This is a genomic window from Ramlibacter sp., from assembly GCF_035554825.1.
Classification (GTDB): Bacteria; Pseudomonadota; Gammaproteobacteria; order Burkholderiales; family Burkholderiaceae_C; genus Ramlibacter.
In genome coordinates this window covers 41,736-67,089 of record NZ_DATMHS010000023.1, presented here as the reverse complement: position 1 = coordinate 67,089, position 25,354 = coordinate 41,736, and the positions used below count along the sequence as shown (strand labels likewise).

The window sequence follows — 25,354 nt, the reverse complement described above, 5'->3', positions numbered from 1 at the left end:
GGCGGCCGCCACCCCAGCATCGGAACCACCTTCATGCCTTCACTCTTCGATCTCGGCGGCAAGGTCGCCATCGTCACCGGCTCCTCGCGCGGCATCGGCCGCGCCATCGCCGAACGGCTCGCCGAACACGGCGCGCGCGTCGCCATTTCCTCGCGCACGCAGGACGCCTGCGAGGCCGCGGCGAAGGAAGTCAACGAGCGGTACGGCGCCGGGCGCGCGACCGCGTTCGCCGCCAACATCTCGTCGAAGGAGGCGCTGCAGGCGCTGGTCGACCACACCAACCGGGTGTTCGGCCGGATCGACATCCTGGTCTGCAACGCCGCGAGCAATCCCTACTACGGCCCGCTGGGCGGCATCAGCGACGAGCAGTTCCGCAAGATCCTGGACAACAACATCATCAGCAACCACTGGCTGATCAACATGTGCGTGCCGCAGATGATCGAGCGCCGGGAAGGCTCGGTGATCATCGTGTCGTCGATCGGCGGGCTGCGCGGCAGCCCCATCATCGGCGCCTACAACGTGTCGAAGGCAGCCGACTTCCAGCTGGCGCGCAACTACGCGGTCGAATACGGCCAGCACAACGTGCGCGTCAACTGCATCGCGCCCGGCCTGGTGCGCACCGACTTCGCCCGGGCGCTGTGGCAGAACCCCGAAACGCTGGAGCGCGCGACCCGCACCTCGCCGCTGCGCCGCATCGGCGAGCCCGACGAGATCGCCGGCGCGGCGGTGTACCTCGCGTCGCGGGCCTCCAGCTTCACCACCGGCCACACCATCATCTGCGACGGCGGCGTGCTGGTCTGAGATTCCACCCCAGGGGCAAGCCATGAGCCACACCACCGCCGACCTTCAAGCGTTCCGCGCCGAGACCCGCGCCTGGCTGGAGGCGAACTGTCCGCCCGAGATGCGCCAGCCGCCCGGGAGCGAGGCCGACGTGTGCTGGGGCGGCAAGCGCTTCATCTTCCAGAGCGAGGCCCAGCGGCTTTGGCTGCAGCGAATGGGCGAGCGCGGCTGGACGGTGCCGACCTGGCCCCGCGAATACGGCGGCGGTGGACTCTCGCACGCCGAGGCGGCGATCCTGCGCGAGGAGATGGCGCGCCTGAAGTGCCGCGTGCCGCTGCAGAGCTTCGGCATCTGGATGCTGGGTCCCGCGCTCCTGAAGTACGGCTCCGAGGAGCAGAAGCGCCACTACCTGCGGCAAATCGCCCGCGGCGAGATCCGCTGGTGCCAGGGTTACTCGGAGCCGAACGCCGGCTCCGACCTCGCGTCGCTGGCCACCAAGGCGGAGGTCAAGGACGATCACTTCCTGGTCAACGGCCAGAAGATCTGGACCTCGTATGCCGACGAGAGCGACTGGATGTTCTGTCTGGTGCGCACCGACACCAGCAAGAAGCACACCGGCATCAGCTTCGTCCTGATCGACATGACGACGCCGGGCGTGAGCACCCGGCCGATCAGGCTGATCTCGGGCAAGTCGCCGTTCTGCGAGACCTTCTTCGACAACGTGCGGGTGCCGCTGGCCAACCTGGTGGGCGAACTCAACGCCGGCTGGACCATCGCCAAGTACCTGCTGACGCACGAGCGCGAAATGATCGGCGCGATCGGCGAGCGGGCCCTGCCGCCGCCGGTGGGGCGGTTCGCGCTCGAGCGCATCGGCAAGGACGCCGGCGGGCGCCTGGACGATCCCGTGCTGCGCGCCGAGATCGCGCGCTTCGAAGTCGACGAAGCGGCGTTCCGTGCCTGGCTGGCACTGGTGGCCGTGCAGGCGCGCGCCGGCGAGGCGGAGCCGGCCATCTCGTCCGCGCTCAAATACTACGGCGCCGAATTGAACAAGCGGCGCTGGGAACTGATGATCGCCGCCGCCGGCGCCGAGGGCCTGGAGTGGGAAGGCCCGCGTTCGCAGGACGGCACGGCCGCGCGCACCTGGCTGCGCACCAAGGGCAACTCGATCGAAGGCGGCACCAGCGAGGTGCAGCTGAACGTGGTGGCCAAGCGGATCCTCGGCCTGCCCGGCGTCTGAAGGAGCACGACATGACCTGGACCCTCGACCAAGAACGCCGCATGCTGCGCGACAGCGCGCAGTCGTTTCTGACCGAACGCGCGCCGGTCGCGCACCTGCGGCAGCTGCGCGACAGCGCGGACGCCAGAGGCTACTCGCCCGAACTGTGGACCGCGTTCGCGGCGCAGGGGTACAGCGCCACGCTGGTCCCCGAAGACCACGGCGGGCTGGGGCTCGGGCTGGCGGAAGCCGGCCTGATCGCCGAACAGATCGGCCACACGCTGGCGCCGACGCCGTTTCTTTCCACCGCGGTGCTGGCCGCCTGGCTGCTGCGCCGTGCCGGCAGCGCCGCGCAGCAGGCCGCCTGGCTGGCCCGCATCGCCGAAGCCGACACCGTCATGGCGCTGGCGGTCGACGAGCGCTCGCGCCACCGCGCCAGCGCGATCGAGACGACGGCCGTGCGCGACGGCGCCGACTGGAAGATCGACGGCCGCAAGCTGCTCGTGGTCGACGGCCATGTGGCGCAGGCCTTCATCGTGGCGGCGCGCACCGCCGGCGGCATGGCGCTGCTGCTGGTGCCGGCCGGCGCGCCCGGGCTCACGGTGGAGCGCACGGTGCTGGTCGATGCCCACAACGCCGCCCGGCTCGCGTTCGACGGGGTGCGGGTGGATGCCCAGGCCTTGGTCGGCGGCGTCGACACCGGCGCCGCGTTGCTGGCGCAGGTGCTCGACGTCGGCCGCGCGGTCGTTTCGGCCGAGCTGCTGGGCATCGCCGACGAAGTGTTCGACCGCACCGTCCGGTATCTGAAGGAGCGCCGCCAGTTCGACCGGCCCATCGGCGAGTTCCAGGCGTTGCAGCATCGCGCCGCGGCGCTGTTCTGCGACCTCGAACTCACGCGGGCGCTCGTGCGGCAGGCGCTGCAGGCGATCGACCAGGGGGCGAGCAACGCGCCGCTGCTGGTGGCGCAGGCCAAGGCCCGCGCCGGCCTCAGCGCCGACCGCGCGGTGCAGGAAGGGGTGCAGATGCACGGCGGCATCGGCATGACCGACGAGCTCGACATCGGCCTGTTCATGAAACGCGCCCGCGTGCTGCAGGAACTGTTCGGCGACGCCGCCGTGCAGATGGATCGCGCCGCGGCCTTGGCGGGGTACTGATCCCGCGCCGCGGTCGCCGCCGGGGTGGGCCGCGTCAGAACCAGGCGGCGTCGAGCTGCTGGATGCTGCCGGTGAAGCCCACCAGGTGATCGGTGTTGACCGCGAGCGTGGCGGCATACGCCAGCGCGTCGCCGGCCGTGCCGAACTGGCGGCCGGCGCCGATCTGGTCGGCGACCGCCTGCACGGTGTGGGCGTCGGGCGCGCTGCCGAACAGCGTCGTCAGCACATGTTCGACGATGTCGCCCTTGGCGGCGCCGGGCGCGTAGGCATCGATCATCGACTGGCCCAGCCCACCCATGCTGCCGGCGTGATCCGCCTGGGCGGTCCAGCGGCTCAGGGTGGCCTGGTCGGGCAGATCGCCGAACGCCGCGCGCAGCAGCGCCGCCGCCTGCCAGGCGTGTCCGCCCGCGGCCGCGCCATCGGGCGCCTGGGTGTCGAGCGCGAACAGCGCATCGGCCAGCCGCACCCGCTCCACGTTGAGCAAGGTGTCGGTGCCCGCCGCCGTGGTGAGCGTGAGGGCGCCGGCCGCCATCGCGTAGCCGTGCACCGCCCCGACAGTCGCGTCGAGCACCACCGTGTCGGTGCCGGCGGCGCCGTCGATGGTGTCGTTGCCGGCGGTGCCGTGCAGCAGGTCGTCACCAGCCAGGCCGGCGATGTGCTCACCGGAGGCCGACCCGGCGAGGGCGACGCTGCCGTCCAGCGGCTGCGCCGCGCCGCCGCCTTCCGCGAAGCGCTGGGTGTAGACGTCCAGGCTGCCGTCCGCGCCCGTCGCGGTCCAGGCGAACGCCCAGCCGCCGTCGGCCAGCGCCGTGACCAGCGGCGCGCCGCCGTTGGTTTCGATCCGCATTTCGCCGCCGACCGGGGCGCCGCCGTGGTCGAAACGCTGCGCCGCGAGGTCGGCGCCGAGCGCGTCCTGGCCGGCCACCGGCCAGAACAGCACGAAGCCGCCATCCGCCAGCGCCTGGCCGCCCTGGGCCGGCTGGCCGAGCGGAACGCGCGGGCCCAGCGCCGCGCCGGCGTCGTCGAGCAGCTGGACGTAGGCCGCTTCGTGGTCGGTCGAGGAAAGCGCGTAGCCGCCGGCATGGAGCGGCAGCAGGACCGACGTGCCGGGCAGCGGCGTGCCGTCGGCCGCGGCCGTGACGGCCGTCGTTCGCTCGAGCGCGTCGAACGGCGTGAACCGCGCGAGGTACTGGCCGGCGGCGACGTAGTGCTCGACGAACACGGCGCCACCCTCGGGCACGGCGGCGAAGGCGGCGGACGAGCCGGTCGCGTCGACGCCGAAGAACCGTGCGCCGCCGCTGGCCGCGCCGGCGCTGTCGAAGCCTTGCAGGGCGCCGGTTTCGGTCGTCCCGTAGCCGCCGCGCACGTGCAGCACGTCCCAGGTGACGGCGTACGAGCCGTCCGGCCAGGCCAGCAGTCCGGGATGGGCCGGGACGGTGTATTCCTGCGCGATGCCCGAATGCGCCAGCGCCGCGACTTCGAGCGCCGCACCGGCCGCCGCTCCGCCGGCATCGAAGCGCTGCGTCAGGACGCTGGCGACTTCGGTCGGATAGGTGCTGCCGGCAACGACGCGGCTCGCCGTGTAGGCCACCAGCACGCTGCCGTCGCTGCGCACCGCCAGGGCTGCGTCCGGATGCTGCGCGAGGTCGAAGGCGATCAGCGTTTCGGCGTCGACCCTGGCCCCGGCCGCGTCATAGCGCTGGACCGCGATCTGGCCGGCGCCGCCGGCCCCGGCCCAGGCGACCGCATAGCCGCCGCCGGCGAGTGCGCCGATGGCCAGGGCCGTCTGGTCCCCGCCGGTGGTGGTGTTCACTGTGCCTGCCTGCGCCGTACTGCTCATGGTGTCCTGCCTCGCCCCGACATCCGAGGCTCAGCAACAGTGTCACGGCTGGGCTGGCAGACGACTGTGGGTGGCGCCCGAAGCCGCTCGTAGGAGGCGCCTTACGCCACCCCGCCGAAATGAATCAGTTCGAGAGCAAAGCTACAAGTTGCAGCAGTGTGGGTCGGCGCCGGCGCGCACTAGTTCACGTGGACGGGCCCGGCGGGGGCGATTCGGCGTCCTGCAGCGCTCGCCACATCACCTTGCCGGCGCCGGACCTGGGCAGGCTGTCGACGAACTGCACGATGCGCGGCACCTTGTAGGCCGCCATGTTGTCGTACGCCCAGTCGGTGATGTCCTGGGCCGACACCTTGCCGGCATGGCCGGGCTTGAGGACGACCACCGCCTTCACGGTCTCGCCGCGGCGCGGGTCGCGGGCCGCGATCACGCAGGCCTCCTGGACCGCCGGGTGGTGGTAGAGCATGGCCTCCACCTCGGCCGGCCAGACCTTGAAGCCGGCGGCGTTGATCATCCGCTTGAGCCGGTCCACGAAGAAGAAATAGCCTTCCTCGTCGACGCAGGCCAGGTCGCCGGTGCGCAGGAAGCGCTTGCCGTCGATCTCGACGAACACCTCGGCCGACGCCTGCGGCTGGTTCCAGTAGCCGCGCATCACCTGCGGGCCGTGCACGACGATCTCGCCGGTCTGGCCGGGCGGCAGTTCGCGCGTCCCGCCGGGCTCCACCACGCGCGCGTCGACGTCGAACAGCGGCACGCCCAGGCACTGCGCCTTCGGCCGCTCGGGCGGGTTCGAGTGCGTGGCCGCCATGGTCTCCGACATGCCGTAGCCCTCGCGGTACTTGATGGCCAGTTGCCGCTCCATCGCCAGGGCCACCGCCTTGGGCATGGCGGCGCCGCCGCCGCCCACCGACCGCAGGCTCGACAGGTCGTACCCGCCGAGCCTGGGATTGCCCATGAAGTCGATCACCATCGCCGTGATCAGCGCCATGCTGGTGACGCGGTACCGCTGCACGCACTCGGCGGCCGCGTCGCGGTCCCATCGCGGCAGCACCACCACGGTGCCGCCGTTGTAGATCGCGCCATTGAGGTTGGCCTGCATGCCCGTCACGTGGAACAGCGGCAGCACGGCCAGGCCCACGCTGCCCTGATGGGCCTGGGCCCAGAGGCCGCCCGCCACCGCGTTGTACATCGTCGTGCGATGCGTGTGCATGCAGCCCTTGGGCTGGCCGGTGGTGCCGGACGTATAGGGCATCACCGCCAGATCGTCCGGCCCGGCCTGCATGGGAGCCGGCAGGCGGCCCGCCGCCATCATGTCGGCCCAGGCCACGGCCCCGGCATCGGACACCGGCAGCCGCGGCGCGGCGACGAACTCCGGCACCTGCAGGTCGGTCGGCGCCTCGAGCGCGTCGCTGTAGGCGGCGACGATCACGTGCTCCAGCCCCTCGGCCAGCAGCGGCTGCAGGCGCGGATAGAGTTCCTGCGCGGCGAACGCCACCTTGGCGCCGCTGTCGTGCAGGTAGTGGCGCAGCTCGTTGGTGAGGTTCATCGGATTGACCGGCACCACCACCGCATCGGCGCGCAGGATGCCGTAGAACGCCGTCATGAACTGCGGGCTGTTCTGCAGGTACAGCAGCACCCGGTCGCCCTTCTTCACGCCGCAGGCCTGCTGCAGGTAGCCCGCCACGCGCTCGGTCTCCTGGTGGAAGCGCCGGTAGCTGGTCACCGTGTCGTAGAAGATGATGAAGGGCTTGGCGGGAAAGCGCGCGGCCGCGACCTCGAGGTTGTCGTACAGGGAGGTCTCAGGCACCCACAGGTGCTGGGGCGCGTGCTTCGGCCAGAACGGCAGGTGCAGGTTGGACATCGGTGTGGAGCGGGCGCGGGACGAGGTGGGGCGCGAATCGAATTCGAGTGTACCGACGCGCACCAGCACGTCAGTCCGGTCCGGCGCGCGGGGCCTCGACTTCGGCGAAGGCGAAGCCGCACCGGTCGGCGACGACGGCGGCTTGGATCGGTGGCTCAGGCGAGGCGGCCGCCGGCCAGCCGCAGCACGCGGCCGCAGCGGGCGGCCAGCGTCTCGTCGTGCGTGACCAGGATGAACGCCGTGCCGCGGTCGCGGGCGAGCTGGAGCATCAGGTCGAACACCACGTCGGCCGTGCTGCGGTCGAGGTTGCCGGTGGGCTCGTCGGCCATGACGCAGGCCGGGCGCGTGACGAGCGCGCGGGCGATCGCCACCCGCTGCCGCTCGCCGCCCGACAGCTGCGCCGGACGGTGGCGCACCCGCTCGGTGAGGCCGACCGCCGCCAGCGCCTCGCGCGCCGCTTCCTGGCAGCGTTCCGGCGTCTCGCGCCGGATGCGCAACGGCATGCCGACGTTGTCGAGCGCGCTGAACTCCGGCAGCAGGTGATGGAACTGGTAGACGAAGCCCAGGTGCCGGTTGCGCAAACGACCCTGCGCGGCCGCGTCGAGCTGCGAGAACTCCTGCCCCATCAGCTCCACGCTGCCGCCGGTCGGCGCGTCGAGGCCGCCCAGCACGTGCAGCAGCGTGCTCTTGCCGGAACCGGAGGCGCCGACGATCGCCAGCGTCTCGCCGGCATGCACCTGCAGGTCGACGCCCTTGAGCACTTCCACGTCGAGCCCGCCCTCGGCATAGCGCTTGGTGATGCCGCGGGCGGTCAGCACCGCGCCGGTGCGGGGCCGCCCCTCGACCGGCTCCGGGCGAACGGCCGTGTCATTCATAGCGCAGCGCCTCCGCCGGATTGACGCGGCTGGCCCGCCAGCTCGGATAGATGGTGGCGACGAAGGCCAGCGCCAGCGAGATCAGCGCGATCGGCATGATGTCCTCGCGCCGCGGGTCGCTGGGCATCTTGCTGATCAGGTAGATGTCCTTGGGCAGGAAGCTGGCGTTGAGCGCGTGCTCCAGCGCCGGCACGATCACGTCGATGTTGAAGGCGATGCCGAGCCCGAGCAACAGGCCGGCCAGCGTGCCGATCACGCCGACGGCCGCGCCCTGCACGACGAAGATGCCCATGATGCTGCCCGGGCTGGCGCCCAGCGTGCGCAGGATGGCGATGTCGGCCCGCTTGTCGGTGACGGTCATCACCAGCGTGCTCACCAGGTTGAAGGCGGCCACCGCCACGATCAGCGTGAGGATGATGAACATCATGCGTTTCTCGACCTGCACGGCCGCGAACCAGGTACGGTTCTGGCGCGTCCAGTCGCGGATCAGGAATTCGCCGCTGAGCGTGCTGCCCAGTTCGGCGGCGACCTCGCGCGCCTGGTTCAGGTCCTTCAGCTTCAGCCGGATGCCGGTCGGCCCTTCCAGCCGGAAGATCCGGGCGGCATCGTCCTCGTGCAGCAGCACCAGGCCGTTGTCGTACTCGAAGTGGCCGGAATCGAAGGTGCCGACCACCGTCATCTGCTTCAGCCGCGGCACCACGCCCGCCGGCGTGACCTGCCCGCTGGGCGCGATCAGCGTCAGCGGATCGCCTTCGCGCACGCCCAGCGCCCGCGCCAGCTCGCCGCCCATCACCACGCCGAACTGTCCCGGCACCAGCCTGGCCAGCACCGGCTGCATGTTGGCCGCCAGGTCCGTGACCTGCGGCTCGCGCGCCGGATCGATGCCGCGCACCAGGGTGCCGCGCATGTCCTCGCCGCGCGCCACCAGCGCCTGGGCCGAGATGAACGGCGCGGCCCCGATCACCTGCGGATTGCCGCGCGCCTCGGCCATGGTCTTGTCCGGATCCGGCAGCACGCCGCCGCCCGGACCGAAGATCTCGATGTGCGAGACCACGCCCAGCATGCGGTCGCGCACCTCCTTCTGGAAGCCGTTCATCACCGACAGCACGATGATCAGCGCCGCCACGCCCAGCGCGATGCCGAGCATGGAGACGCCGGAAATGAAGGAGATGAACCCGTTGCGCCGGGTGGCGCGGCCGGCGCGCGTGTAGCGCCAGCCGAGAACGAGCTCGTAGGGAATCTGCATATTGTTGGGGTTGCATTGTGCATCCCCGACAATACGGGCGATGTCGGACAGCGCCCACTTGTTGATACCTTTCGCTTCATCGCCGGCCGAGGGCTGCCGGCAGGCACTGGCCTCGCTCCAACTGCCGCGCCTGGAACGGCTGCTGGCGCGCCTGGACGCCGGGCCGCGCGACGCCGGCGACGAGCGCAGCCTGTCGATGCCGCACGAGCGGGTGCTGGCCCGTGCCTGCGGGCTGGCCGTGGCCGACGGCCGCATCCCCTGGGCCGCCTGGCAGCTGCAGCAGGCCGGTCGCTCGCCCGGCCGGCAGGCCTGGGCCCGGATCACGCCCTGCCACTGGCGGGTGGGCAGCGACCATGTCGCGATGGAGGATCCGGATCGCCTGGAACTGGAAGAAGACGAGTCCCGCGCCCTGCTCGCCGCGGTGCAGCCCTTCTTCGACGAGGACGGCATGGCGCTCGAATACGCGGCGCCCACCTGCTGGCTGGCGCGGGGCGAGATCTTTCGCGACCTGCCGGCGGCGTCGCTGGATCGCGTGATCGGCCGCACCGTGGACGCCTGGCTGCCGCGGGTGGCCGGCGCCGGTCCGCTGCGGCGGCTGCAGCAGGAAGTGCAGATGCTCCTGTACACCCATGCCGTCAACGACGACCGGCAGCAGCGCGGCTTGCCGCCGGTGAATTCATTCTGGGTCAGCGGCACCGGCGCGCTCGGCGAGGCCCCGCCGGCACCGCTGGCGGCGGCGCCGCAACCCGTGCCGGCGCTGCGCGAGCCGGCGCTGGCCGGCGATTGGGGCGCCTGGGCCGACGCCTGGCGCGAACTCGATGCCGGCCCGTGCGCGCGATTGCTCGCGGCGGCGTCGGCGGGACAGGCCGTGACGCTCACGCTCTGCGGCGAGCGCCATGCCCAGTCCTGGACCGGCGGCGGCAGCGGTGGCCTGCGGCGGTGGCTGGCCGGCCGCTTCGCCGGCCGGCGCGCGGCGGCGGCGCTGGAGGCGCTATGAAGATTAACGTCCGCGACATCCCGCCGCGCGCGGCCTGGACCCTGGAGCAAGGCGGTGTGCACCCGCTGCTGGCACGGCTGTACGCGGCCCGCGGCGTGCTGGCGCTGGACGAACTCGACGACGGCCTCGCCCGCCTGCTGCCGCCGGCCGGCATGCGCGGCCTTCCCGAGGCCGCAGCCCTGCTGGCCGACAGCATCGCCGCCGATCGCAAGCTGTGCATCGTCGCCGACTACGACTGCGACGGCGCGACCGCGTGCGCCGTCGCCGTGCGCGGCCTGCGCGCGCTCGGCGCCAGGCACGTCGAATACCTCGTGCCCGACCGGGTCGTGGACGGCTACGGCCTGACGCCGGCGATCGCCGAACGCGTCAAGGCGCGCGGCGCCGACCTGCTGATCACCGTGGACAACGGCATCGCCAGCGTCGAGGGCGTGGCGGCGGCGAATGCGCTCGGCCTGCAGGTGCTGGTGACCGACCACCACCTGCCGGGGCCGCAGCTGCCCGCCGCGGCCGTCATCGTCAACCCGAACCAGCCGCAGTGCACGTTCGAGAGCAAGTCGATCGCCGGCGTCGGCGTGATGTTCTACGTCCTGCTGGCGCTGCGCTCGGCGCTGCGCGAGCGCGGCGCCTTCGACCAGCAGAGCCAGCCCAGGCTCGACCACCTGCTGCCGCTGGTGGCGTTGGGCACCGTGGCCGACGTGGTGCGGCTGGACGCCAACAACCGGCGGCTGGTGGCGCAGGGCCTCAAGCGCATCCGCGCCGGCGCCCTGCCCCGCGGCCTGGCCAGCCTCTTCGCCGTGGCCGCACGCAGCCCGAAGACGGCCACCACGTTCGACTTCGGCTTTGCGCTCGGGCCGCGCCTCAATGCCGCCGGCCGGTTGGCCGACATGACGCTCGGCATCGAGTGCCTGCTCACCGACGACGCGGCGCGCGCCGACGAACTCGCCAAGGCGCTGGACGCCATCAATCGCGAGCGGCGCGACATCGAAAGCGGCATGCGCGAGCAGGCGATGCTGATCGTCGACGGGCTGTTCGAGGAAGGCGACGAGCCGCCGCCGGCGGTGTGCCTGTTCGATCCCGACTTCCATGAAGGCGTGGTCGGCATCGTCGCCTCGCGCGTCAAGGAGCGGCTGCACCGGCCGGCCTTCGTCTTCGCCGCCAGCCAGGCGCCGGGGCGCGAACACGAGCTCAAGGGCTCGGGGCGCTCGATCCCGGGCTTTCACCTGCGCGATGCGCTGGACCTGGTGGCCAAGCGCCATCCGGGCGTGCTGCTGCGCTTCGGCGGCCACGCGATGGCGGCCGGCTGCACGATCGCGGAGGAACACCTGGACGTCTTCGAGGAGGCGCTGGCGCGGGTGGCGCAGGAATGGCTGGATGCCGCCACGCTGATGCGCCGCCTGGAAACCGACGGCCCGCTCGCGCCGGAGTACCGCCGGCCGGACCTGGTCGACACGCTGCACCATGCGGTCTGGGGCCAGGGTTTCGCGCCGCCCGTGTTCAGCGAGGTGGTGGAGATCGTCTCGCAGCGGCTGGTGGCCGACAAGCACCTGCAGATCAAGCTGAAACACCAGGGGCAGCCGGTGGACGGCATCTGGTTCGGCCGGACGGAGCCGCTGCCGGCGCGCGTCAAGCTCGCGTTCCGCCTCGACGCGGACGAATGGCAGGGGGTGCGCCGGGTGCGCTTCCTGGTGGAAGGCGCCGAATACTGATGCCCCTCAGGCGCGCATGCCGGAGGGCACGGGCGCCTGCGAATCGTCGAAGTAGGCGAACAGCCGGGCCGCGACCTCGCGCAGCTCGGGGTCGTGCAGTGTGTGGGCCCGCGCCAGCTGCCACATCGCGTACTCGCGGTCGCCCAGCATCATCGACGTGCTGACGCAGCGGCCGTGGCCCGCCATCAGCAGTGCGAAGGCCGCGAGCAGCCGGGTGGGGCAGTAGCGCTTGCTGTCGTCCAGCTCGAACTCGTCGGAGGCGTCGAGCGAAGGCTGGCTGGCCTCGAGGCCCGGCAACCTGGTGGCGGCGACGTGATGCAGCATGGCACTCTCCCCTGGTGAACGGTCTGCCTGGATGCTAGGCAGCGGCGTTCGCGGCTGCAGTCGGCCCACACGCCCGCCTGCTGTCGGACGCCTTCCCGCTGAGCCATCGGCGGTCGCGCCGAACGAAAGACGGCGGCCCGAGGCCGCCGTCCGCGTGTTCGATCGTCGGGCTCAGTGGTACACGTAATTGACCGGCACCGCCGTCGTCGTTGCCGGGCTCGCCGCCACGACGGCCTGCGCATCGCGGGCGGCCGGGGCGATCCGCGCCGCGCAGCTGGTCAAGGTGGCATTCGGCAGGTAGCGCAGGCAGTCGGCCACCGCCAGTTGCTCGACCTGGGTGCTGGCGTGCCGCACCTCGGCTTTGCGGACCTGGTGCGCGCAGAGCATCCAGAAGGCGAGCAGCTGGCCCAGCACCAGGGCCGTGGCGGCCGCCCAGAAGGCCCGGTCGCGCAGGGTCGGCGCGGTGTGGCGAAGGGGGCGGGAAGGCATGGCGGGACTCCTTGAATCGATTGCCTCGATGGTAGAAATCAGCGCCACAGTGGTGCTACCGTCTTTGCCGTGAGCTGCTGTAGGACAAAATCGCGGCGCACCCCTTTCCGGAGCCAGCCGCATGACCAGCCTGCTCGACGCCGCCCAGACCGCCGCCCGCCTGCCGTATCCCGCGCTGATCGAAGGGCTGAAGCGACTGCTCGCCGACGAGTCGGTGCAGGTGCCCCAGCGGCTGGTGCAGCCGCTGCCCGGCGGCGGCAGCCTGTTCGTGATGCCGGCGCTGGACGCGCGCATCGCGATCACCAAGCTGATCACGTTCACGCCGGCCAACGCCGGCACGGCGCATCCGGTCATCCAGGGCGACGTGGTCGTGTTCGACGTCGCCAGCGGCCGGCGGCTGCTGGTGCTCGACGGCCCCACCGTCACCGCGCGCCGCACCGCCGCCGTCTCGCTGCTGGCGGCGCAGCAGCTGGCGCCGGCGACCGAGGGCCCGCTGCTGATCGTGGGCGCCGGCGCCCAGGGCCGCGCCCACCTGGATGCGTTCGCGCAGGCGCTGCCGCTGCGGCAGGTGTTCGTCGCCTCGCGCGGCGCCGCCGGCGCGCAGGTGCTGGCGGCGCATGCCAAGGACCTCGGGCTGCGGGCCACGGCCGTGCGCGATCCGGATGCGGTGCTGGCCGACTGCCCGCTGGTGGTGACCTGCACGCCGGCCGATGGGGTGGTGCTGAAGGCGCTGCCGCGGGCCGATGCGTTCATCGCCGCGGTCGGCGCCTTCACGCCGCGCATGGTGGAACTGGGGCCGGACCTGTGCCGCCACTGCGCCGCGCAGGGGCGGGTCGTCGTCGACACGCCCGAGGCGCGGCACGAGGCCGGCGACCTGCTGCAGGCCGGCCTGGACCCGGCGGCCTTCGCCACCCTGCGCCAGGTGGTGCTGGGCGAGCGCGGCGAGAACCGCGGGCCCGTGCTGTTCAAGAGCTGCGGCTGGGCCGGCTGGGACCTGGCGGCGGCGCGGACGGCGGCCGGCTGAGGTCTGGCGTTCGCGCGTCCGGCAGGGCCGGCGGCAAGAAGGTCAGGCCTTGGGCAGCGTCACGCCGCGCTGGCCCTGGTACTTGCCGCCGCGGTCCTTGTAGCTGGTCTCGCAGACCTCGTCGCTCTCGAAGAACAGGACCTGCGCGCAGCCTTCGCCGGCGTAGATCTTCGCCGGCAGCGGCGTGGTGTTGGAGAACTCCAGCGTCACGTAGCCTTCCCACTCGGGCTCGAACGGCGTCACGTTGACGATGATGCCGCAACGCGCATAGGTGCTCTTGCCCAGGCAGATCGTCAGCACGTTGCGCGGGATGCGGAAGTACTCCACGGTGCGGGCCAGCGCGAAGCTGTTGGGCGGGATGATGCAGGACTCGCCGTGGAAATCGACGAAACTCTTCTCGTCGAAGTTCTTCGGATCGACCACCGTGCTGTGGATGTTGGTGAAGACCTTGAACTCGGGGGCGCAGCGGATGTCGTAGCCGTAGCTGCTGGTGCCGTAGCTGATGATCTTGTGGCCCTCGCGCTCGCGGATCTGGCCCGGCTCGAACGGCTCGATCATGCCGTGCTGCTCCGCCATGCGGCGGATCCACTTGTCGCTCTTGATGGTCATGTCGTACTCCTGGACGGTATTCTAGGGACCGGAGCGCTCCGCCCCGCGGCCTGCCGGCCCGCTGGAGCGCCGCTCAGGCCGCCAGCCGCGCGTATTGGCGCAGCAGCCCGAGCGGCGTCCGGTTCCAGTCGCGACCGTTGTCCACCACAACGGCGTTGGAGCGCTCGTCCAGCGCCAGGTACGTCTGGCTGGTCGGGTAGTGGCGGTAGTAGTACTGCTCGAACGTGCCCGCGCTGGCCGCGAACGGGAACAGCGCGGGGTACTGCTGCTGGGCCCAGTCGAACAGCCGGTCCGCCGCCGCCCGCCGCAGCGCGCCGATGACCTCCCGCGGCGCTGCGGCCGAAGCGAACAGGCCGAACGACTCGATGTCGGGCGGAAACCCGGCGCCGTTGATGCCGGGGAAGATGTCGGCGGCCCAGTAATTGATGTTTTCGACGCGTCCCGCGAGCGCCTGGACGAAGTCGTGCACGAAGGCGGCCTGCCCCGCTTCCGTGCAGGGGTACCCCCCGAGCGAAGGGTCGACGCCCGGCGTGGCGGCGGGATAGCTGAATTCGATGATCCGCACCCGCTTGCCAAGGGCGCGCGCGGCGTCGATGGCGTCCAGGAATTCCGCCTGCGCGAAGTAGGGCTGGGGCAGCCGGGGCGACCCCGACGTCATGTAGGGATAGCTGAAGCCGGCAATGTCGTAAGGCACGCCCGCGCGCGCCATGGCGTCGAAGAACCCCTTGGGCGCGACATTGCCCCTGCTGTATCCGAAGCCGGCCACGTGCAGCGCGATGCTGGCGCCCGGGTAGACCGAGCGCAGCCCCCGAATCGCCGCATTGAAGATCGGCACGAACTTCAACCAGAGGTTCTCCTCCATCCACGACGGGGTGTTCACCGGGTCCACGCCGGGCGGCACCGGGACCGTCTCCCCCAGCTGGTAGCCGAAGAAGCCGAAGTCCGTTTCGTTGCCGATCTCGAACACCTCGATGTCCAGTCCGGCGGCGCGGTAGTAGCCGGCGAGCTCGCGCGCGTGCGCCTCGACGACTGCGGGAAGTTCCGCCTCCGCGACGCCGGCCCAGGCAGCCGGCCGCTTCTGCACCCCCGCATTCGCCGCCTCGTCGCTCAGGTAGAGCCCCAGCTGCAGCTTCATGCCGGCGGCGGCCGCGCGGCGCAGCACGGCGGCCCCCATTTCGCGGCACGACCAGTATTCGTTCTTCCACCCCAGCGTGCGCCACTGTGCGACCGGCACCGCGTCGAGTTCGGGACAGCTGCGGGTGGTGACCACCGTCCGCGCCCACTGCATGCCGTTGCCGGCGAGCTCCTCCCAGGGATCGAACGGGGTTCCGGCGTGCCATCCCTCGTAGATCGCCGCCTGCAGGAACATGCCGCCCAGCGATGGCAGCCGGCTGCCGGCGCCGGCTCGCAGCGGCGGCGCCGCGCGTGCGGCCGATGGGCCGGCGCCTTGCGGCGAGGCGGCCCCGCCGCCGCATCCGGCCGCCAGCGCGCCCACGCCGCCGGCCGCGGCCGCGAGCAGGCCGCGCCTGCGCACGCCCGCCTCACCCGGCGCGGCCACCGGCTCGCGCCAGCACCCCGCATCGCGTTCGACGATCGGCATGGCTGTGCTCCTCTTGGATAAAGCGGCGTTTCTAGCCCGGCCGTGGCGAAGCGGCAAGAGGATTCGCCCGGGATCGCATCCGGGCCCACGCGCCCGCGCGCGCACCGCCGCCGCGCCTCGCCGGTCAGCGCCCGGCGATCACCGCCCGCTCGATCACCCGGTCGTCGCCCAGCACGATCAGCGAGAACAGCAGCTCGTCCAGGCTGGCCGCCTGCGCGGTCTTGCGCGCCAGCAGCGGCGTCGCCGCCGGGTCGAGCACCACGAAGTCGGCTTCGCAACCGGGCTGCAGGTTGCCGATCGTGCCGTGCAGCCCCAGCGCGCGCGCGGCGCCGGCGGTGTGCTGCCACCACAGGTCCTGCGGCGACAGCGAGACGCCCTGCTTGCTGCGCCCTTCGCGGCCCACGTAATAGGCCGCCAGCATCGTGTGGAACGGGCTGAAGCTGGTGCCGCCGCCGACGTCGCTGGCCAGCCCGTAGCGGAAGCCCGCCCGCGCGGCCGCCGCATAGTCGAAGAAGCCGCTGCCCAGGAACAGGTTGCTGGTCGGGCACACCGCCGCCGCGGCGCCGGTCGCCCGCATCAGCGCCCGGTCTTCGTCGTCGAGGTGGATGCAGTGGGCGTACACGGCGCGTTCGCGCATCAGCCCGAACTGCTGGTAGACGGCCAGGTAGCTGCGGGCGGCCGGAAAGAGCTGCCGCACCCACGCCACCTCGTCCAGGTTCTCGGCCACGTGCGACTGGATCCAGACGTCGGGATGCCGCGCCGCCAGTTCGCCGGCGCCGCGCAACTGCGCTTCGCTGCAACTGGGCGCGAAGCGCGGCGTGATCGCATAGCCGAGGCGGTCCCGGCCATGCCAGCGGCCGATCAGCGCCTGCGTGTCGAGCAGCGACTGCTCGGTCTGGTCGCGCACGCCGTCCGGGCAATGCCGGTCCTGCAGCACCTTGCCGGCGATCATGCGCAGCCCGCGCCGCTGCGCCTCGCCCAGCAGCGCGTCGACCGAGGCCGGGTGCGAGGTGCCGAACGCCAGCGCCGTCGTCACGCCGTGCCGCAGCAGCTCGTCGACGAAGAAGGTCGCGCGCTCGCCGGCGTGCGCCTCGTCGGAGAACCGCGACTCGTGCGGAAAGGTGTAGTCCTCCAGCCAGGGCAGCAGGCCCTCGGCCGGGGAGCCGATCACGTCCGTCTGCGGAAAGTGGATGTGCAGGTCGATGAAGCCGGGCGCCAGGATGCGGCCCGCCAGGTGCTCCACGGCGACGCCCGCATGCCTGGCCGCCAGCGCGCCGTAGTCACCCACCGCGCGCACCACCTGGCGGCCGCCGGCATCCGGCCCGACCACCAGCAGCCCATCCTGCTCGTACCGGGCGTGGCCGTCGTCGTCGAAGCGCAGGATGGCGCCGCGCCAGGCTTTCATGTTCGGGTGTTCAGTCACCTGGCCATTTGAACGCAGAACCGGCCCGGGCGCGCAATCCCGCGCCCTACTTGGCCACCTTGCCCTGCACCCCTTCCACCAGATAGTTCATGCCGAGAATCTGCTCGTCGGGCATGACGCGGCCCCGGGCCAGGACCTCCCGGCCCTCGTTGTCGCGGAGCGGGCCGGTGAACGGATGCAGCTTGCCGCGCGCGATGTCGCTCTGCCGCGCCAGCACTTCCTGCTGGACGGCCTTGGGCACCTTGGGGCCGAAGTCGCCGGCCCGCACCATCGCCTTGCCGACGCCGCCCCAGACCGTGGTCGGCTTCCAGGTGCCGTTCAGCACCGCCTGGACGCGGCTCACGTAGTAGTCGCCCCAATGGTGCGTGACGGCGACGATCTGCGCGTCGGGCGCGACCTTGCGCATGTCCGAGTGGTAGGCCACCGCCATCCGGCCGCGCTCCTGCGCCGCGGCCATCACGGCGGTGGAGGCCGTGTGGAACGCGACCACGTCGGCCTGCTGGTTGAACAGCGTCATCGCGGCTTCGCGCTCGCGCGGCGGGTCGAACCAGCCGTTCAGCCACACCACCTTCACCTGGGCCCTGGGATTCACGGAGCGCATGCCCAGCGTGAACGCGTTGATGCCCTGCAGCACCTCGGGGATCGGGAAGCCGGCCACGTAGCCGGCCACGTTGGTCTTCGTCATCCGCCCGGCCGCGATGCCGGCCAGGTAGCGGCCCTCGTAGTAGCGCGCGTTCGCGGCCGCGACGTTGGGCGCGGTCTTGTAGCCGGTGATCGATTCGAAGCGGACCTGCGGAAACTCCTTGGCCACCTTCAGCGTCGGCTCCATGTAGCCGAAGCTCGGCGTGAAGATCAGCTTGTTGCCCTGCCGGGCCAGGTCGCGGATGACGCGCTCGGCATCGGGGCCCTCCGGCACGTTCTCGACATAGCTGGTCTTGACCTTGCCGCCGAACGCCGCCTCGACCGCGCGGCGCCCCTGCTCGTGCTGCTGCACCCAGCCGGCCTCGGTGATCGGCGCGACGTAGACGAAGGCCACTTTCAGCGGCTCGGCCGGCGGCGCGGCGGGTTGGGAAAAGGCGGGGGGAAAACAACAGGCGGCCAACAGCGCGGCCGCGAGGTTTTTGTACATGGTGTTCCTCGACATGGCTCGGCACAAGAAAAAACACAGACGGCCGAGCGGCGTCTGTGGTCCGTCATTGTAAGCCGGCGTCGGCCGGTGGCCGCCGCGGGGGGCGCAGCGAGCGCCCCGCCGCGATAGCGCCGCCCTCAGCGGCCGAAGGCTGCGTCCAGCTGCGCGATGTAATCGCGCTTGCGCTCTTCGCTCGCGAAGCTCGCCTCGAAGCTGTTGCGGGCCAGCCGATAGGCGTCGTCCTCGGTCAGGCCCACCGCCTGGTGCAACTGCAGCAGGTTCTCGTTCAGGTAGCCGCCGAAGTAGGCCGGGTCGTCGGAGTTCACCGTCACGCACAAGCCCGCCGCCAGCAGCTGCTTGAGGTTGTGATCCGCCAGCCTGGGAAATACGCGCAGCTTCAGGTTCGACAGGGGGCACACCGTCAGCGGCACGCGATCGCGCTGCAGGCGTTGCATCAACGCCGGATCCTTCGAGGACTGCACGCCGTGATCGATCCGCTCCACCTTCAGCAGGTCCAGCGCGGTCCAGACATAGGCCGGCGGGCCCTCCTCGCCGGCGTGGGCCACCAGGTGCAGCCCCAGCCCGCGGCATGTGGCGAACACCCGCGCGAACTTCTCCGGCGGATGCCCGAGCTCGCTCGAATCGAGGCCGACGCCGATGAACTTGTCGCGATGCGGCAGCGCCGCCTCCAGCGTGTCGAACGCCTCGGCCTCGCTCAGGTGGCGCAGGAAGCACAGGATCAGTTCGGCATCGACGCCGAGCCGGGCTTTGGCCTCCCGGCAGGCGCGATGCAGCCCTGCGATCACCGTGTCCATCGGCACGCCCCGCGCCGTGTGGGTCTGCGGATCGAAGAAGATCTCGGCCCGCAGCACGTGGTCGGCCCCGGCGCGCTGCAGATAGGCCCACGCCATGTCGAAGAAGTCCTGCTCCTGCAGCAGCACGCTGGCGCCGGCGTAATAGATGTCCAGGAAGCTCTGCAGGTTGCTGAATGCATAGGCGCGGCGCAGCTCGTCGACGCTGGCATAGGGCAGCCGCACGCCGTTGCGGGCCGCCATCTCCAGCATCAGCTGCGGCTCGAGCGTGCCTTCGACGTGGACGTGCAGCTCCGCCTTGGGCATGCGGCGCAGCAGCTCGGGCAGGCGCTGGCCGGGAATCGGGTCAAGCTGGGCCATGGTGATCCTGGTTCGTCGCCGACAGCGTACCCGCCCGGCTATTCCACCGAAATGCCCGCCGCCTTCACCACCGGGCCGTAGCGCGCCAGGTCGCGGCGGATCTCGTCGCGGAAGTGCTCGGCGCTGCCGGGGCTGGCCTCGATGCCCATCACGCGCAGCTTCTCGCGCACCGCCGGATCGGCCAGCACCGCGTTCAGCTCGGCGTTGAGCCGCGCGACGACCGGCGCCGGGGTGCTGGCCGGCGCCAGCAGGCCGACCCAGGAATCGACGACGAAGTCCGGCACGCCGGCTTCGATGAAGGTGGGCACGTCGGGCAGCGCCGAGGTGCGCTGCGCGCTGGAGACGGCGACCGCGCGCAGCTTGCCGGACTTCACGTGGCCGTGCGCGCCCGCCACCGCGGTGTAGACCAGCGGGATCTGGCCGCCCAGCACGTCGGTCATGGCCTGGCCGCCGCCCTTGTACGGCACGTGCGTGAGGTTGGCGCCGGTGCGCATCTTGAGCAGCTCGCCGGCGATGTGGGGCGTGCCGCCGGTGCCCGAGGTGCCGAACGACAGGCCGCCCGGCCTGGACTTCGAGAGCGCGATGACTTCGCCCAGCGTCTTGGCCGGCACGTCGGGATGCGCGACCAGGATCAGCGTGGCGTTGCCGATCTTGCCGATCGGCGCAAAGTCCTTCAGCGTGTCGAACGGCAGCTTCGAGAACACATGGGGGTTGATCACCATCGTGCCGTCGAAGCCGAGCACCAGGGTGTAGCCGTCCGACGGCGCCGACTTCACCAGGGCCGTGCCGATGTTGCCCGACGCCCCGGGCTTGTTGTCGACCACCACCTGCTGCTTCAGCCGCTTGCCCAGCTCCTCGGCGATCAGCCGGCCGCTGGTGTCGGTCACGCCGCCCGGGGTGAACGGCACCACCAGCCGGATCGGCTTGGCGGGCCAGGCGTCCTGTGCCTGCGCGGGGGCAACGAGTCCGCCGGCGAGCGCGAGCAGTGCGGCCGCGGCGGGCAGCCAGCGGCGGCGGGTGAAGCGATTCGGATGGTGCAAGGTCGTCTCCATGAAGTTCTGGCCCGTCAACGAAAAAGGCCGCCCCGGGGGGCGGCCCTTGCAGCCGGCGGGAGGCGACAGCTTACTTCTTCTCGGCGCCGGGCACCTTGCCCTCGACGCCCTTGACGAAGAAGTTGATGCCACCCAGGAACTTGTCGTCGGCGACGGCGTCCTTGGCCACCACTTCCTTGCCGGTGTTGTCGACGATGGGGCCCTTCCAGATCGAGAAGCTGCCGTCCTTCAGGCCGGCCTTCACGTCCTCGACCTTCTTCTTGACCTCGGTCGGCACGTCCTCGGCGATCGACACGAAGTCGATCGCGCCTTCCTTGACGCCCCACCAGGCCTGGCCGGTCGTCCACTTGCCTTCCAGCGCGTCCTTGGCCGCCTTGGTGTAGTACGGACCCCAGTTGATGACGGCCGAGCCCAGGTGCGCCTTCGGGCCGTACGCCGTCATGTCGCTGTCCCAGCCGAACGCGCGCTTGCCCTTTTCCTGGGCCGTCTTCAGCACGGCCGGCGAATCGGTGTTCTGCATCAGCACGTCGGCGCCGCCGTTGATCAGCGAGGTGGCCGCCTCGGTCTCCTTCGGCGGGTCGAACCACTTGTTGACCCAGACCACCTTGGTCTTGATCTTCGGATTGACCGACTGCGCGCCGAGCGTGAAGCTGTTGATGTTGCGCACCACCTCGGGAATGGGCACCGAGCCCACCACGCCCAGCGTGTTGGTCTTGGTCATCGCGCCGGCGATGACGCCCGCCATGTAGGCGCCTTCATAGGTGCGGCTGTCGTAGGTGCGCAGGTTCTCGGCGGTCTTGTAGCCGGTGGCGTGCTCGAACTTCACGTCCTTGTGGTCGGCGGCCACCTTCATCATGGCCTCCATGTAGCCGAAGGTGGTGCCGAAGACCAGCTTGTTGCCCTGGCCCACCATGTCGCGCAGCACGCGCTCGGCGTCGGCCGACTCGGGCACGTTCTCGACGAAGCTGGTGACGACCTTGCCCGCCAGTTCCTTCTCCATCGCCTTGCGGCCGTTGTCGTGGGCGAAGGTCCAGCCGCCGTCGCCCACCGGGCCGACGTAGGCAAAGGCGATCTTCAGCGGCTCGGTCGTGGCCGCGGCGGGGGCGGACGCAGGCGCCGAGGCGGCCGCGGCCGGTGCCGACGCGGCGGGGGCCGGCGCCTCGCTCTTGCTGCAGCCCATGAGGCCGGCCGAGGCCAGCGCCGACAGCGCGGCGAGCTTCAGCAAGGATCGTTTCTTCAGGGTCATGAGTCCTTCTCCGGGATGTGGTTGTCGTGCAGACGCGGATTATGAGCCCGGATAGAAGGGTTTTCCAAGGGAGGCGGGCATGTTGACGCGGATCCACGCCGGGTTGCGGGAGATCAGCGCCAGCACCACGATGGTGGCCACGTACGGCAGCATCGTGAGGAACTGGCTGGGCACGTCCACGCCCACGGCCTGCAGGTGGAACTGCAGCATGGTGACGCCGCCGAACAGATAGGCGCCCAGCAGCACGCGGCCCGGCCGCCAGGTGGCGAAGGTGGTCAGCGCCAGCGCGATCCAGCCCTTGCCCGCCACCATGCCCTGCACCCACAGCGGGGTGTAGATGACGGCGATGTAGGCGCCCGCCAGTCCGCACAGTGCGCCCCCGGCGACCACGGCGGCCAGCCGGATGCGCCGCACCGGGTAGCCCAGGGCGTGCGCCGATTCCGGCGACTCGCCGACCGACCGCAGCACCAGGCCGGCGCGCGAGCGGTACAGGAACCACACCAGCCACGCCACCAGCGCGATCGCGAGGTAGACCATCGGATGCTGGCGAAACAGCGCCGGGCCGAGCAGCGGCAGGTCCTGCAGGCCGGGAAGCGCGAACTGGTGGCGCGGCGGCAGCTTTTCCTGGACGTACTTGATGCCGGCGAACGCCGAGAAGCCGGCGCCGAACAGGCTCAGCGCCAGGCCGGTGGCGTACTGGTTGGTGTTCAGCCAGATCGCCAGCACGCCGAACACGGCGGCCAGCAGCGCGCCGGCGCCCATGCCGGCGGCAAAGCCGAGCCAGTCGTTGCCGGTGTGCACCACGGTGGCGAAGCCGGCGATCGCGGCGCACAGCATGATGCCTTCGGCGCCGAGGTTCACGACGCCCGCCTTTTCGTTGATCAGGAGGCCGAGGGCCGCGATCGCCAGCACCGTGCCGGCGTTGAGCGTGGCGGCGACCAGGAGTGCGTACTGTTCCATTCAGGCCGCTCCTTGCCGACCGGGCCAGTGGGTCCAGCGGACGCGATAGGCCATCAGCGTGTCGCAGGCCAGCAGCGTGAACAGCAGCAGCCCCTGGAACACGCCGGTGATCGAATTGGGCAGGCCCAGGCGCGACTGCGCCAGCTCGCCGCCGATGTAGAACATGCTCATGAGGACCGCCGAGAACACCATGCCGACCGGATGCAGCCGGCCGACGAAAGCGACGATGATCGCGGCGAAGCCGTAGCCGGCCGGCACGTAGGGCGTGAGCTGGCCGATCGGCCCGGCCACTTCCAGCGCGCCGGCCAGGCCGGCCGCGCCGCCCGAGACCAGCAGCGCCGTCCACAGCGCGCGGCGCGAGGAGAAGCCCGCGTAGCGCGCCGCCGCCGGCGCCAGCCCGCCGACCTGCTGCGCGAAGCCGGCCCGGGTGCGGAACAGGAACACCCACAGCGCCGCCACGCCGGCCAGCGCGATCAGCAGCCCGATCGTCATGCGCGAGCCCGTCATCAGCCGCGGGATCTGGGTCGCGGCCTCGAAGGTCTTGCTCTGCGGGAAGTTGTAGCCGGCCGGGTCCTTGAACGGGCCGAACACCAGGTAGCCCAGCACCTGCTCGGCCACGTACACCAGCATCAGGCTGACCAGGATCTCGTTGGCGTTGAAGCGGTCGCGCAGGAAGGCGGTGAGGCTCGCCCAGGCCATGCCGCCGGCTACGCCGGCCAGCAGGATCGGCAGCACGATCCAGCGGGTGGTGTCCTTGCCGGCGGCCAGCGCCACCGCGCCGGCCAGCACCGCGCCGATGACGAACTGGCCCTCGGCGCCGATGTTCCAGACGTTGGAGCGGAAGCACACGGCCAGCCCCAGCGCGATCAGCAGCAGCGGCGTGGTCTTCACCATCAGCTCGCCCAAGGCATAGGGCGAGCGGACCGGCTCCCAGAAGAACACCTGCAGGCCGCGCACCGGGTCCTTGCCCAGCGCGAGGAACAGCACGACGCCCAGGACCACGGTGATCGCCAGCGCCAGCACCGGCGAGGCCAGGCTCCAGAAGCGCGACGGCTCGGGGCGCAGTTCGAGCGCGAGCATCAATGCGCCTCCGGCGCGGCGTGCGCGCCCTGCCGGGCCAGCCACAGCCCGCTCATCCACTCGCCGATCTGCGACACCGTCGCGTCGGCCCGGGCGATCGAGGGCGACAGCCGGCCCTTGGCCAGCACATGGAGTCGATCGCAGATCTCGAACAATTCTTCCAGCTCCTCGCTGACCACCAGCACGGCGCAGCCCGCGTCGCGCAGGGCCAGCAGTTCGGCGCGGATCTGGGCCGAAGCCCCGACGTCCACGCCCCAGGTCGGCTGCGACACGATCAGCAGCTTCGGGTTGGCGTCGATCTCGCGGCCGACGATGAATTTCTGCAGGTTGCCGCCCGACAGCGAGCGGGCGGCGGCGTTGGGGCCGCCGGCCTTCACGTTGAAGCGGCCGATGATGTCGGCGGCCTGCCGCTGCAGCGCCTTCAGGTCGATCCAGCCGCTGGCGCGGATCGACTCGGTGCGCGTGAGCATCAGGTTGTGGGCCAGGCCCAGCGTCGGCACGGCGCCGCGGCCGAGCCGGTCCTCCGGGACGAAATGCACCCCCAGGTGGCGCCGGTGGGCCGGGCCGTAGCCGCCCACGGCCTTGCCGGACAGCTCGATGGCCGACGGCTCGGCCCGGGTGTCCTCCCCGGACAGCGCATAGAGCAGTTCGCGCTGGCCGTTGCCGGAGACGCCGGCGATGCCGACCACCTCGCCGGCGCGCACCTCCATCGAGATGCCTTCCAGGTCGGCGCCGAACTGGTCCTCGCGCGGCAGCCGCAGGTCGCGCACCCGCAGCACCACCTCGCCCGGCTGGCGGTCATGGTGTTCCAGCGCCGGCGGCTCGGCGCCGATCATCATCCGGCTGAGGGACGCATTGGTTTCCTGCCGCGGGTCGCACACGCCGGTGACCTCGCCCGCGCGCAGCACGGTGCAGGCGGTACAGAGCTCGCGGATCTCGTGCAGCTTGTGGCTGATGTACAGGATGCTGCAGCCCTGGGCCGCCAGCTTCCTGAGCACCACGAACAGCCGCTCGACGGCCTGCGGCGTCAGGACCGAAGTCGGCTCGTCCAGGATCAGCAGCTTGGGATCGGTGAGCAGGGCGCGGATGATTTCCACGCGCTGCATCTCGCCCACGGACAGCGTGTGCACCGGCCGGAACGGATCGACGTCGAGCCCGTATTCGGCCGCCTTGGCCGCGATGCTCTGGGTGACCTGCGGCAGCGACATGCTCTTGTCGACCCCGAGCCACACGTTCTCGGCCACCGTGAGCGTCTCGAACAGGCTGAAGTGCTGGAACACCATGCTGATGCCCAGCGCCCGCGCCTCGCTCGGATTGCGGATCGCCACCGGCTGGCCGTTCCAGAGCAGCTCGCCCTCGTCCGGGATCACCGAGCCGTAGATGATCTTCATCAGCGTGGACTTGCCGGCGCCGTTCTCGCCGAGGACGGCGTGGGTTTCGCCGGGCAGCACGGCGAGCGAGACGTCCCGGTTGGCGACGACCGACGGATAGCGCTTCGTGATGTGCGCGAGCTGGAGGCGGGGGCTGCTCAAGCGGGGCCCTCCGCGGCCCGGCCGGGGCCCGGCGCGCCGGCG

General features: G+C 71.3%; 22 protein-coding genes. 6 read left to right on the top strand and 16 right to left on the bottom strand.

Annotated features, from left to right (window positions below):
* Nucleotides 1-33 precede the first annotated feature (33 nt).
* Genes VNT59_RS02245 through VNT59_RS02235 form a run of 3 tightly spaced genes read left to right on the top strand, consistent with a single transcriptional unit; the run spans nucleotide 34 to nucleotide 3,150 of the window.
* Nucleotides 34-801, top strand: a complete 768-nt coding sequence (locus tag VNT59_RS02245) for an SDR family oxidoreductase (protein ID WP_325496204.1) — start codon at nucleotides 34-36, stop codon at nucleotides 799-801.
* Between the two features lie 22 nt (nucleotides 802-823).
* Nucleotides 824-2,017: an acyl-CoA dehydrogenase family protein gene (locus VNT59_RS02240; RefSeq protein WP_325496202.1), complete on the top strand. Its 1,194-nt coding sequence runs from the start codon at nucleotides 824-826 to the stop codon at nucleotides 2,015-2,017.
* A gap of 11 nt (nucleotides 2,018-2,028) precedes the next feature.
* A complete protein-coding gene (locus VNT59_RS02235; protein ID WP_325496200.1) occupies nucleotides 2,029-3,150 on the top strand; it encodes an acyl-CoA dehydrogenase family protein in 1,122 nt (373 codons plus the stop codon).
* A gap of 34 nt (nucleotides 3,151-3,184) precedes the next feature.
* Here VNT59_RS02235 and VNT59_RS02230 read toward each other — a convergent pair whose 3' ends face one another.
* From VNT59_RS02230 to VNT59_RS02215, 4 genes are all read right to left on the bottom strand, one after another.
* On the bottom strand, nucleotides 3,185-4,963 hold the full coding sequence (locus VNT59_RS02230) for a hypothetical protein (RefSeq protein WP_325496198.1): 1,779 nt from the start codon (nucleotides 4,961-4,963) through the stop codon (nucleotides 3,185-3,187).
* Nucleotides 4,964-5,174: 211 nt separating this feature from the next.
* On the bottom strand, nucleotides 5,175-6,848 hold the full coding sequence (locus VNT59_RS02225) for a long-chain fatty acid--CoA ligase (protein WP_325496196.1): 1,674 nt from the start codon (nucleotides 6,846-6,848) through the stop codon (nucleotides 5,175-5,177).
* Between the two features lie 155 nt (nucleotides 6,849-7,003).
* A complete protein-coding gene (gene lolD / locus VNT59_RS02220) occupies nucleotides 7,004-7,723 on the bottom strand; it encodes a lipoprotein-releasing ABC transporter ATP-binding protein LolD (protein WP_325496194.1) in 720 nt (239 codons plus the stop codon).
* Nucleotides 7,716-8,969, bottom strand: coding sequence for a lipoprotein-releasing ABC transporter permease subunit (locus VNT59_RS02215; RefSeq protein ID WP_325496193.1), 1,254 nt, complete (start codon nucleotides 8,967-8,969; stop codon nucleotides 7,716-7,718). Before VNT59_RS02215 ends, lolD begins: the two co-directional genes overlap by 8 nt.
* Nucleotides 8,970-9,027: 58 nt before the next feature.
* On the opposite strand from VNT59_RS02215, the gene VNT59_RS02210 reads away from it, so the two are divergent.
* Entirely contained in the window at nucleotides 9,028-9,966 is a 939-nt protein-coding gene (locus VNT59_RS02210) for a phosphoglycerate mutase (RefSeq protein WP_325496191.1), read from the top strand.
* Nucleotides 9,963-11,672, top strand: coding sequence for a single-stranded-DNA-specific exonuclease RecJ (gene recJ / locus VNT59_RS02205; RefSeq protein ID WP_325496189.1), 1,710 nt, complete (start codon nucleotides 9,963-9,965; stop codon nucleotides 11,670-11,672). The genes VNT59_RS02210 and recJ overlap by 4 nt, the downstream gene beginning before the upstream one ends.
* Before the next feature lie 6 nt (nucleotides 11,673-11,678).
* Here recJ and VNT59_RS02200 read toward each other — a convergent pair whose 3' ends face one another.
* Both VNT59_RS02200 and VNT59_RS02195 read right to left on the bottom strand, forming a co-directional pair.
* Entirely contained in the window at nucleotides 11,679-11,996 is a 318-nt protein-coding gene (locus VNT59_RS02200) for a hypothetical protein (protein ID WP_325496187.1), read from the bottom strand.
* Nucleotides 11,997-12,167: 171 nt separating this feature from the next.
* A complete protein-coding gene (locus tag VNT59_RS02195; RefSeq protein ID WP_325496185.1) occupies nucleotides 12,168-12,485 on the bottom strand; it encodes a hypothetical protein in 318 nt (105 codons plus the stop codon).
* A gap of 121 nt (nucleotides 12,486-12,606) precedes the next feature.
* Between VNT59_RS02195 and VNT59_RS02190 the strand changes: the two genes are divergently transcribed.
* The gene (locus VNT59_RS02190; RefSeq protein WP_325496183.1) at nucleotides 12,607-13,509 is read left to right on the top strand and encodes a delta(1)-pyrroline-2-carboxylate reductase family protein; all 903 of its coding nucleotides are present in this window, start codon (nucleotides 12,607-12,609) and stop codon (nucleotides 13,507-13,509) included.
* Between the two features lie 42 nt (nucleotides 13,510-13,551).
* On the opposite strand, the gene dcd is transcribed toward VNT59_RS02190, so the two are convergent.
* From dcd to VNT59_RS02140, 10 genes are all read right to left on the bottom strand, one after another.
* Complete coding sequence (gene dcd / locus VNT59_RS02185; protein ID WP_325496181.1) at nucleotides 13,552-14,118, bottom strand: dCTP deaminase; 567 nt, start codon at nucleotides 14,116-14,118, stop codon at nucleotides 13,552-13,554.
* Between the two features lie 73 nt (nucleotides 14,119-14,191).
* Nucleotides 14,192-15,718, bottom strand: a complete 1,527-nt coding sequence (locus VNT59_RS02180; RefSeq protein WP_325496179.1) for a glycosyl hydrolase 53 family protein — start codon at nucleotides 15,716-15,718, stop codon at nucleotides 14,192-14,194.
* Between the two features lie 124 nt (nucleotides 15,719-15,842).
* On the bottom strand, nucleotides 15,843-17,123 hold the full coding sequence (guaD, locus tag VNT59_RS02175) for a guanine deaminase (protein WP_325496177.1): 1,281 nt from the start codon (nucleotides 17,121-17,123) through the stop codon (nucleotides 15,843-15,845).
* A gap of 64 nt (nucleotides 17,124-17,187) precedes the next feature.
* The gene (locus VNT59_RS02170; protein WP_325496175.1) at nucleotides 17,188-18,270 is read right to left on the bottom strand and encodes a BMP family ABC transporter substrate-binding protein; all 1,083 of its coding nucleotides are present in this window, start codon (nucleotides 18,268-18,270) and stop codon (nucleotides 17,188-17,190) included.
* Nucleotides 18,271-18,407: 137 nt separating this feature from the next.
* On the bottom strand, nucleotides 18,408-19,442 hold the full coding sequence (locus VNT59_RS02165; RefSeq protein ID WP_325496173.1) for an adenosine deaminase: 1,035 nt from the start codon (nucleotides 19,440-19,442) through the stop codon (nucleotides 18,408-18,410).
* A gap of 38 nt (nucleotides 19,443-19,480) precedes the next feature.
* Entirely contained in the window at nucleotides 19,481-20,494 is a 1,014-nt protein-coding gene (locus tag VNT59_RS02160; protein ID WP_325496171.1) for a tripartite tricarboxylate transporter substrate binding protein, read from the bottom strand.
* Between the two features lie 70 nt (nucleotides 20,495-20,564).
* Entirely contained in the window at nucleotides 20,565-21,740 is a 1,176-nt protein-coding gene (locus VNT59_RS02155; RefSeq protein WP_325496169.1) for a BMP family ABC transporter substrate-binding protein, read from the bottom strand.
* Between the two features lie 39 nt (nucleotides 21,741-21,779).
* Nucleotides 21,780-22,700, bottom strand: coding sequence for an ABC transporter permease (locus tag VNT59_RS02150; RefSeq protein ID WP_325496167.1), 921 nt, complete (start codon nucleotides 22,698-22,700; stop codon nucleotides 21,780-21,782).
* Nucleotides 22,701-23,780 (bottom strand): ABC transporter permease, encoded by a 1,080-nt coding sequence (locus VNT59_RS02145; RefSeq protein WP_325496165.1) that lies wholly within the window; start codon nucleotides 23,778-23,780, stop codon nucleotides 22,701-22,703.
* Entirely contained in the window at nucleotides 23,780-25,312 is a 1,533-nt protein-coding gene (locus VNT59_RS02140; protein ID WP_325496163.1) for an ABC transporter ATP-binding protein, read from the bottom strand. Before VNT59_RS02140 ends, VNT59_RS02145 begins: the two co-directional genes overlap by 1 nt.
* Between the last annotated feature and the right edge of the window lie 42 nt (nucleotides 25,313-25,354).

Excerpts from the sequence above, each read along its gene's own strand:
- VNT59_RS02190 (WP_325496183.1), top strand. The coding sequence starts at position 12,607 with ATGACCAGCCTGCTCGACGCCGCCCAGACCGCCGCCCGCCTGCCGTAT.
- VNT59_RS02195 (WP_325496185.1), bottom strand. The coding sequence starts at position 12,485 with ATGCCTTCCCGCCCCCTTCGCCACACCGCGCCGACCCTGCGCGACCGG.
- recJ (WP_325496189.1), top strand. The coding sequence starts at position 9,963 with ATGAAGATTAACGTCCGCGACATCCCGCCGCGCGCGGCCTGGACCCTG.
- VNT59_RS02225 (WP_325496196.1), bottom strand. The coding sequence starts at position 6,848 with ATGTCCAACCTGCACCTGCCGTTCTGGCCGAAGCACGCGCCCCAGCAC.
- VNT59_RS02200 (WP_325496187.1), bottom strand. The coding sequence starts at position 11,996 with ATGCTGCATCACGTCGCCGCCACCAGGTTGCCGGGCCTCGAGGCCAGC.
- dcd (WP_325496181.1), bottom strand. The coding sequence starts at position 14,118 with ATGACCATCAAGAGCGACAAGTGGATCCGCCGCATGGCGGAGCAGCAC.
- VNT59_RS02145 (WP_325496165.1), bottom strand. The coding sequence starts at position 23,780 with ATGCTCGCGCTCGAACTGCGCCCCGAGCCGTCGCGCTTCTGGAGCCTG.
- VNT59_RS02215 (WP_325496193.1), bottom strand. The coding sequence starts at position 8,969 with ATGCAGATTCCCTACGAGCTCGTTCTCGGCTGGCGCTACACGCGCGCC.
- VNT59_RS02165 (WP_325496173.1), bottom strand. The coding sequence starts at position 19,442 with ATGGCCCAGCTTGACCCGATTCCCGGCCAGCGCCTGCCCGAGCTGCTG.
- lolD (WP_325496194.1), bottom strand. The coding sequence starts at position 7,723 with ATGAATGACACGGCCGTTCGCCCGGAGCCGGTCGAGGGGCGGCCCCGC.
- VNT59_RS02180 (WP_325496179.1), bottom strand. The coding sequence starts at position 15,718 with ATGCCGATCGTCGAACGCGATGCGGGGTGCTGGCGCGAGCCGGTGGCC.
- VNT59_RS02155 (WP_325496169.1), bottom strand. The coding sequence starts at position 21,740 with ATGACCCTGAAGAAACGATCCTTGCTGAAGCTCGCCGCGCTGTCGGCG.
- VNT59_RS02150 (WP_325496167.1), bottom strand. The coding sequence starts at position 22,700 with ATGGAACAGTACGCACTCCTGGTCGCCGCCACGCTCAACGCCGGCACG.
- VNT59_RS02240 (WP_325496202.1), top strand. The coding sequence starts at position 824 with ATGAGCCACACCACCGCCGACCTTCAAGCGTTCCGCGCCGAGACCCGC.
- VNT59_RS02245 (WP_325496204.1), top strand. The coding sequence starts at position 34 with ATGCCTTCACTCTTCGATCTCGGCGGCAAGGTCGCCATCGTCACCGGC.
- VNT59_RS02170 (WP_325496175.1), bottom strand. The coding sequence starts at position 18,270 with ATGTACAAAAACCTCGCGGCCGCGCTGTTGGCCGCCTGTTGTTTTCCC.
- guaD (WP_325496177.1), bottom strand. The coding sequence starts at position 17,123 with ATGAAAGCCTGGCGCGGCGCCATCCTGCGCTTCGACGACGACGGCCAC.
- VNT59_RS02235 (WP_325496200.1), top strand. The coding sequence starts at position 2,029 with ATGACCTGGACCCTCGACCAAGAACGCCGCATGCTGCGCGACAGCGCG.
- VNT59_RS02160 (WP_325496171.1), bottom strand. The coding sequence starts at position 20,494 with ATGGAGACGACCTTGCACCATCCGAATCGCTTCACCCGCCGCCGCTGG.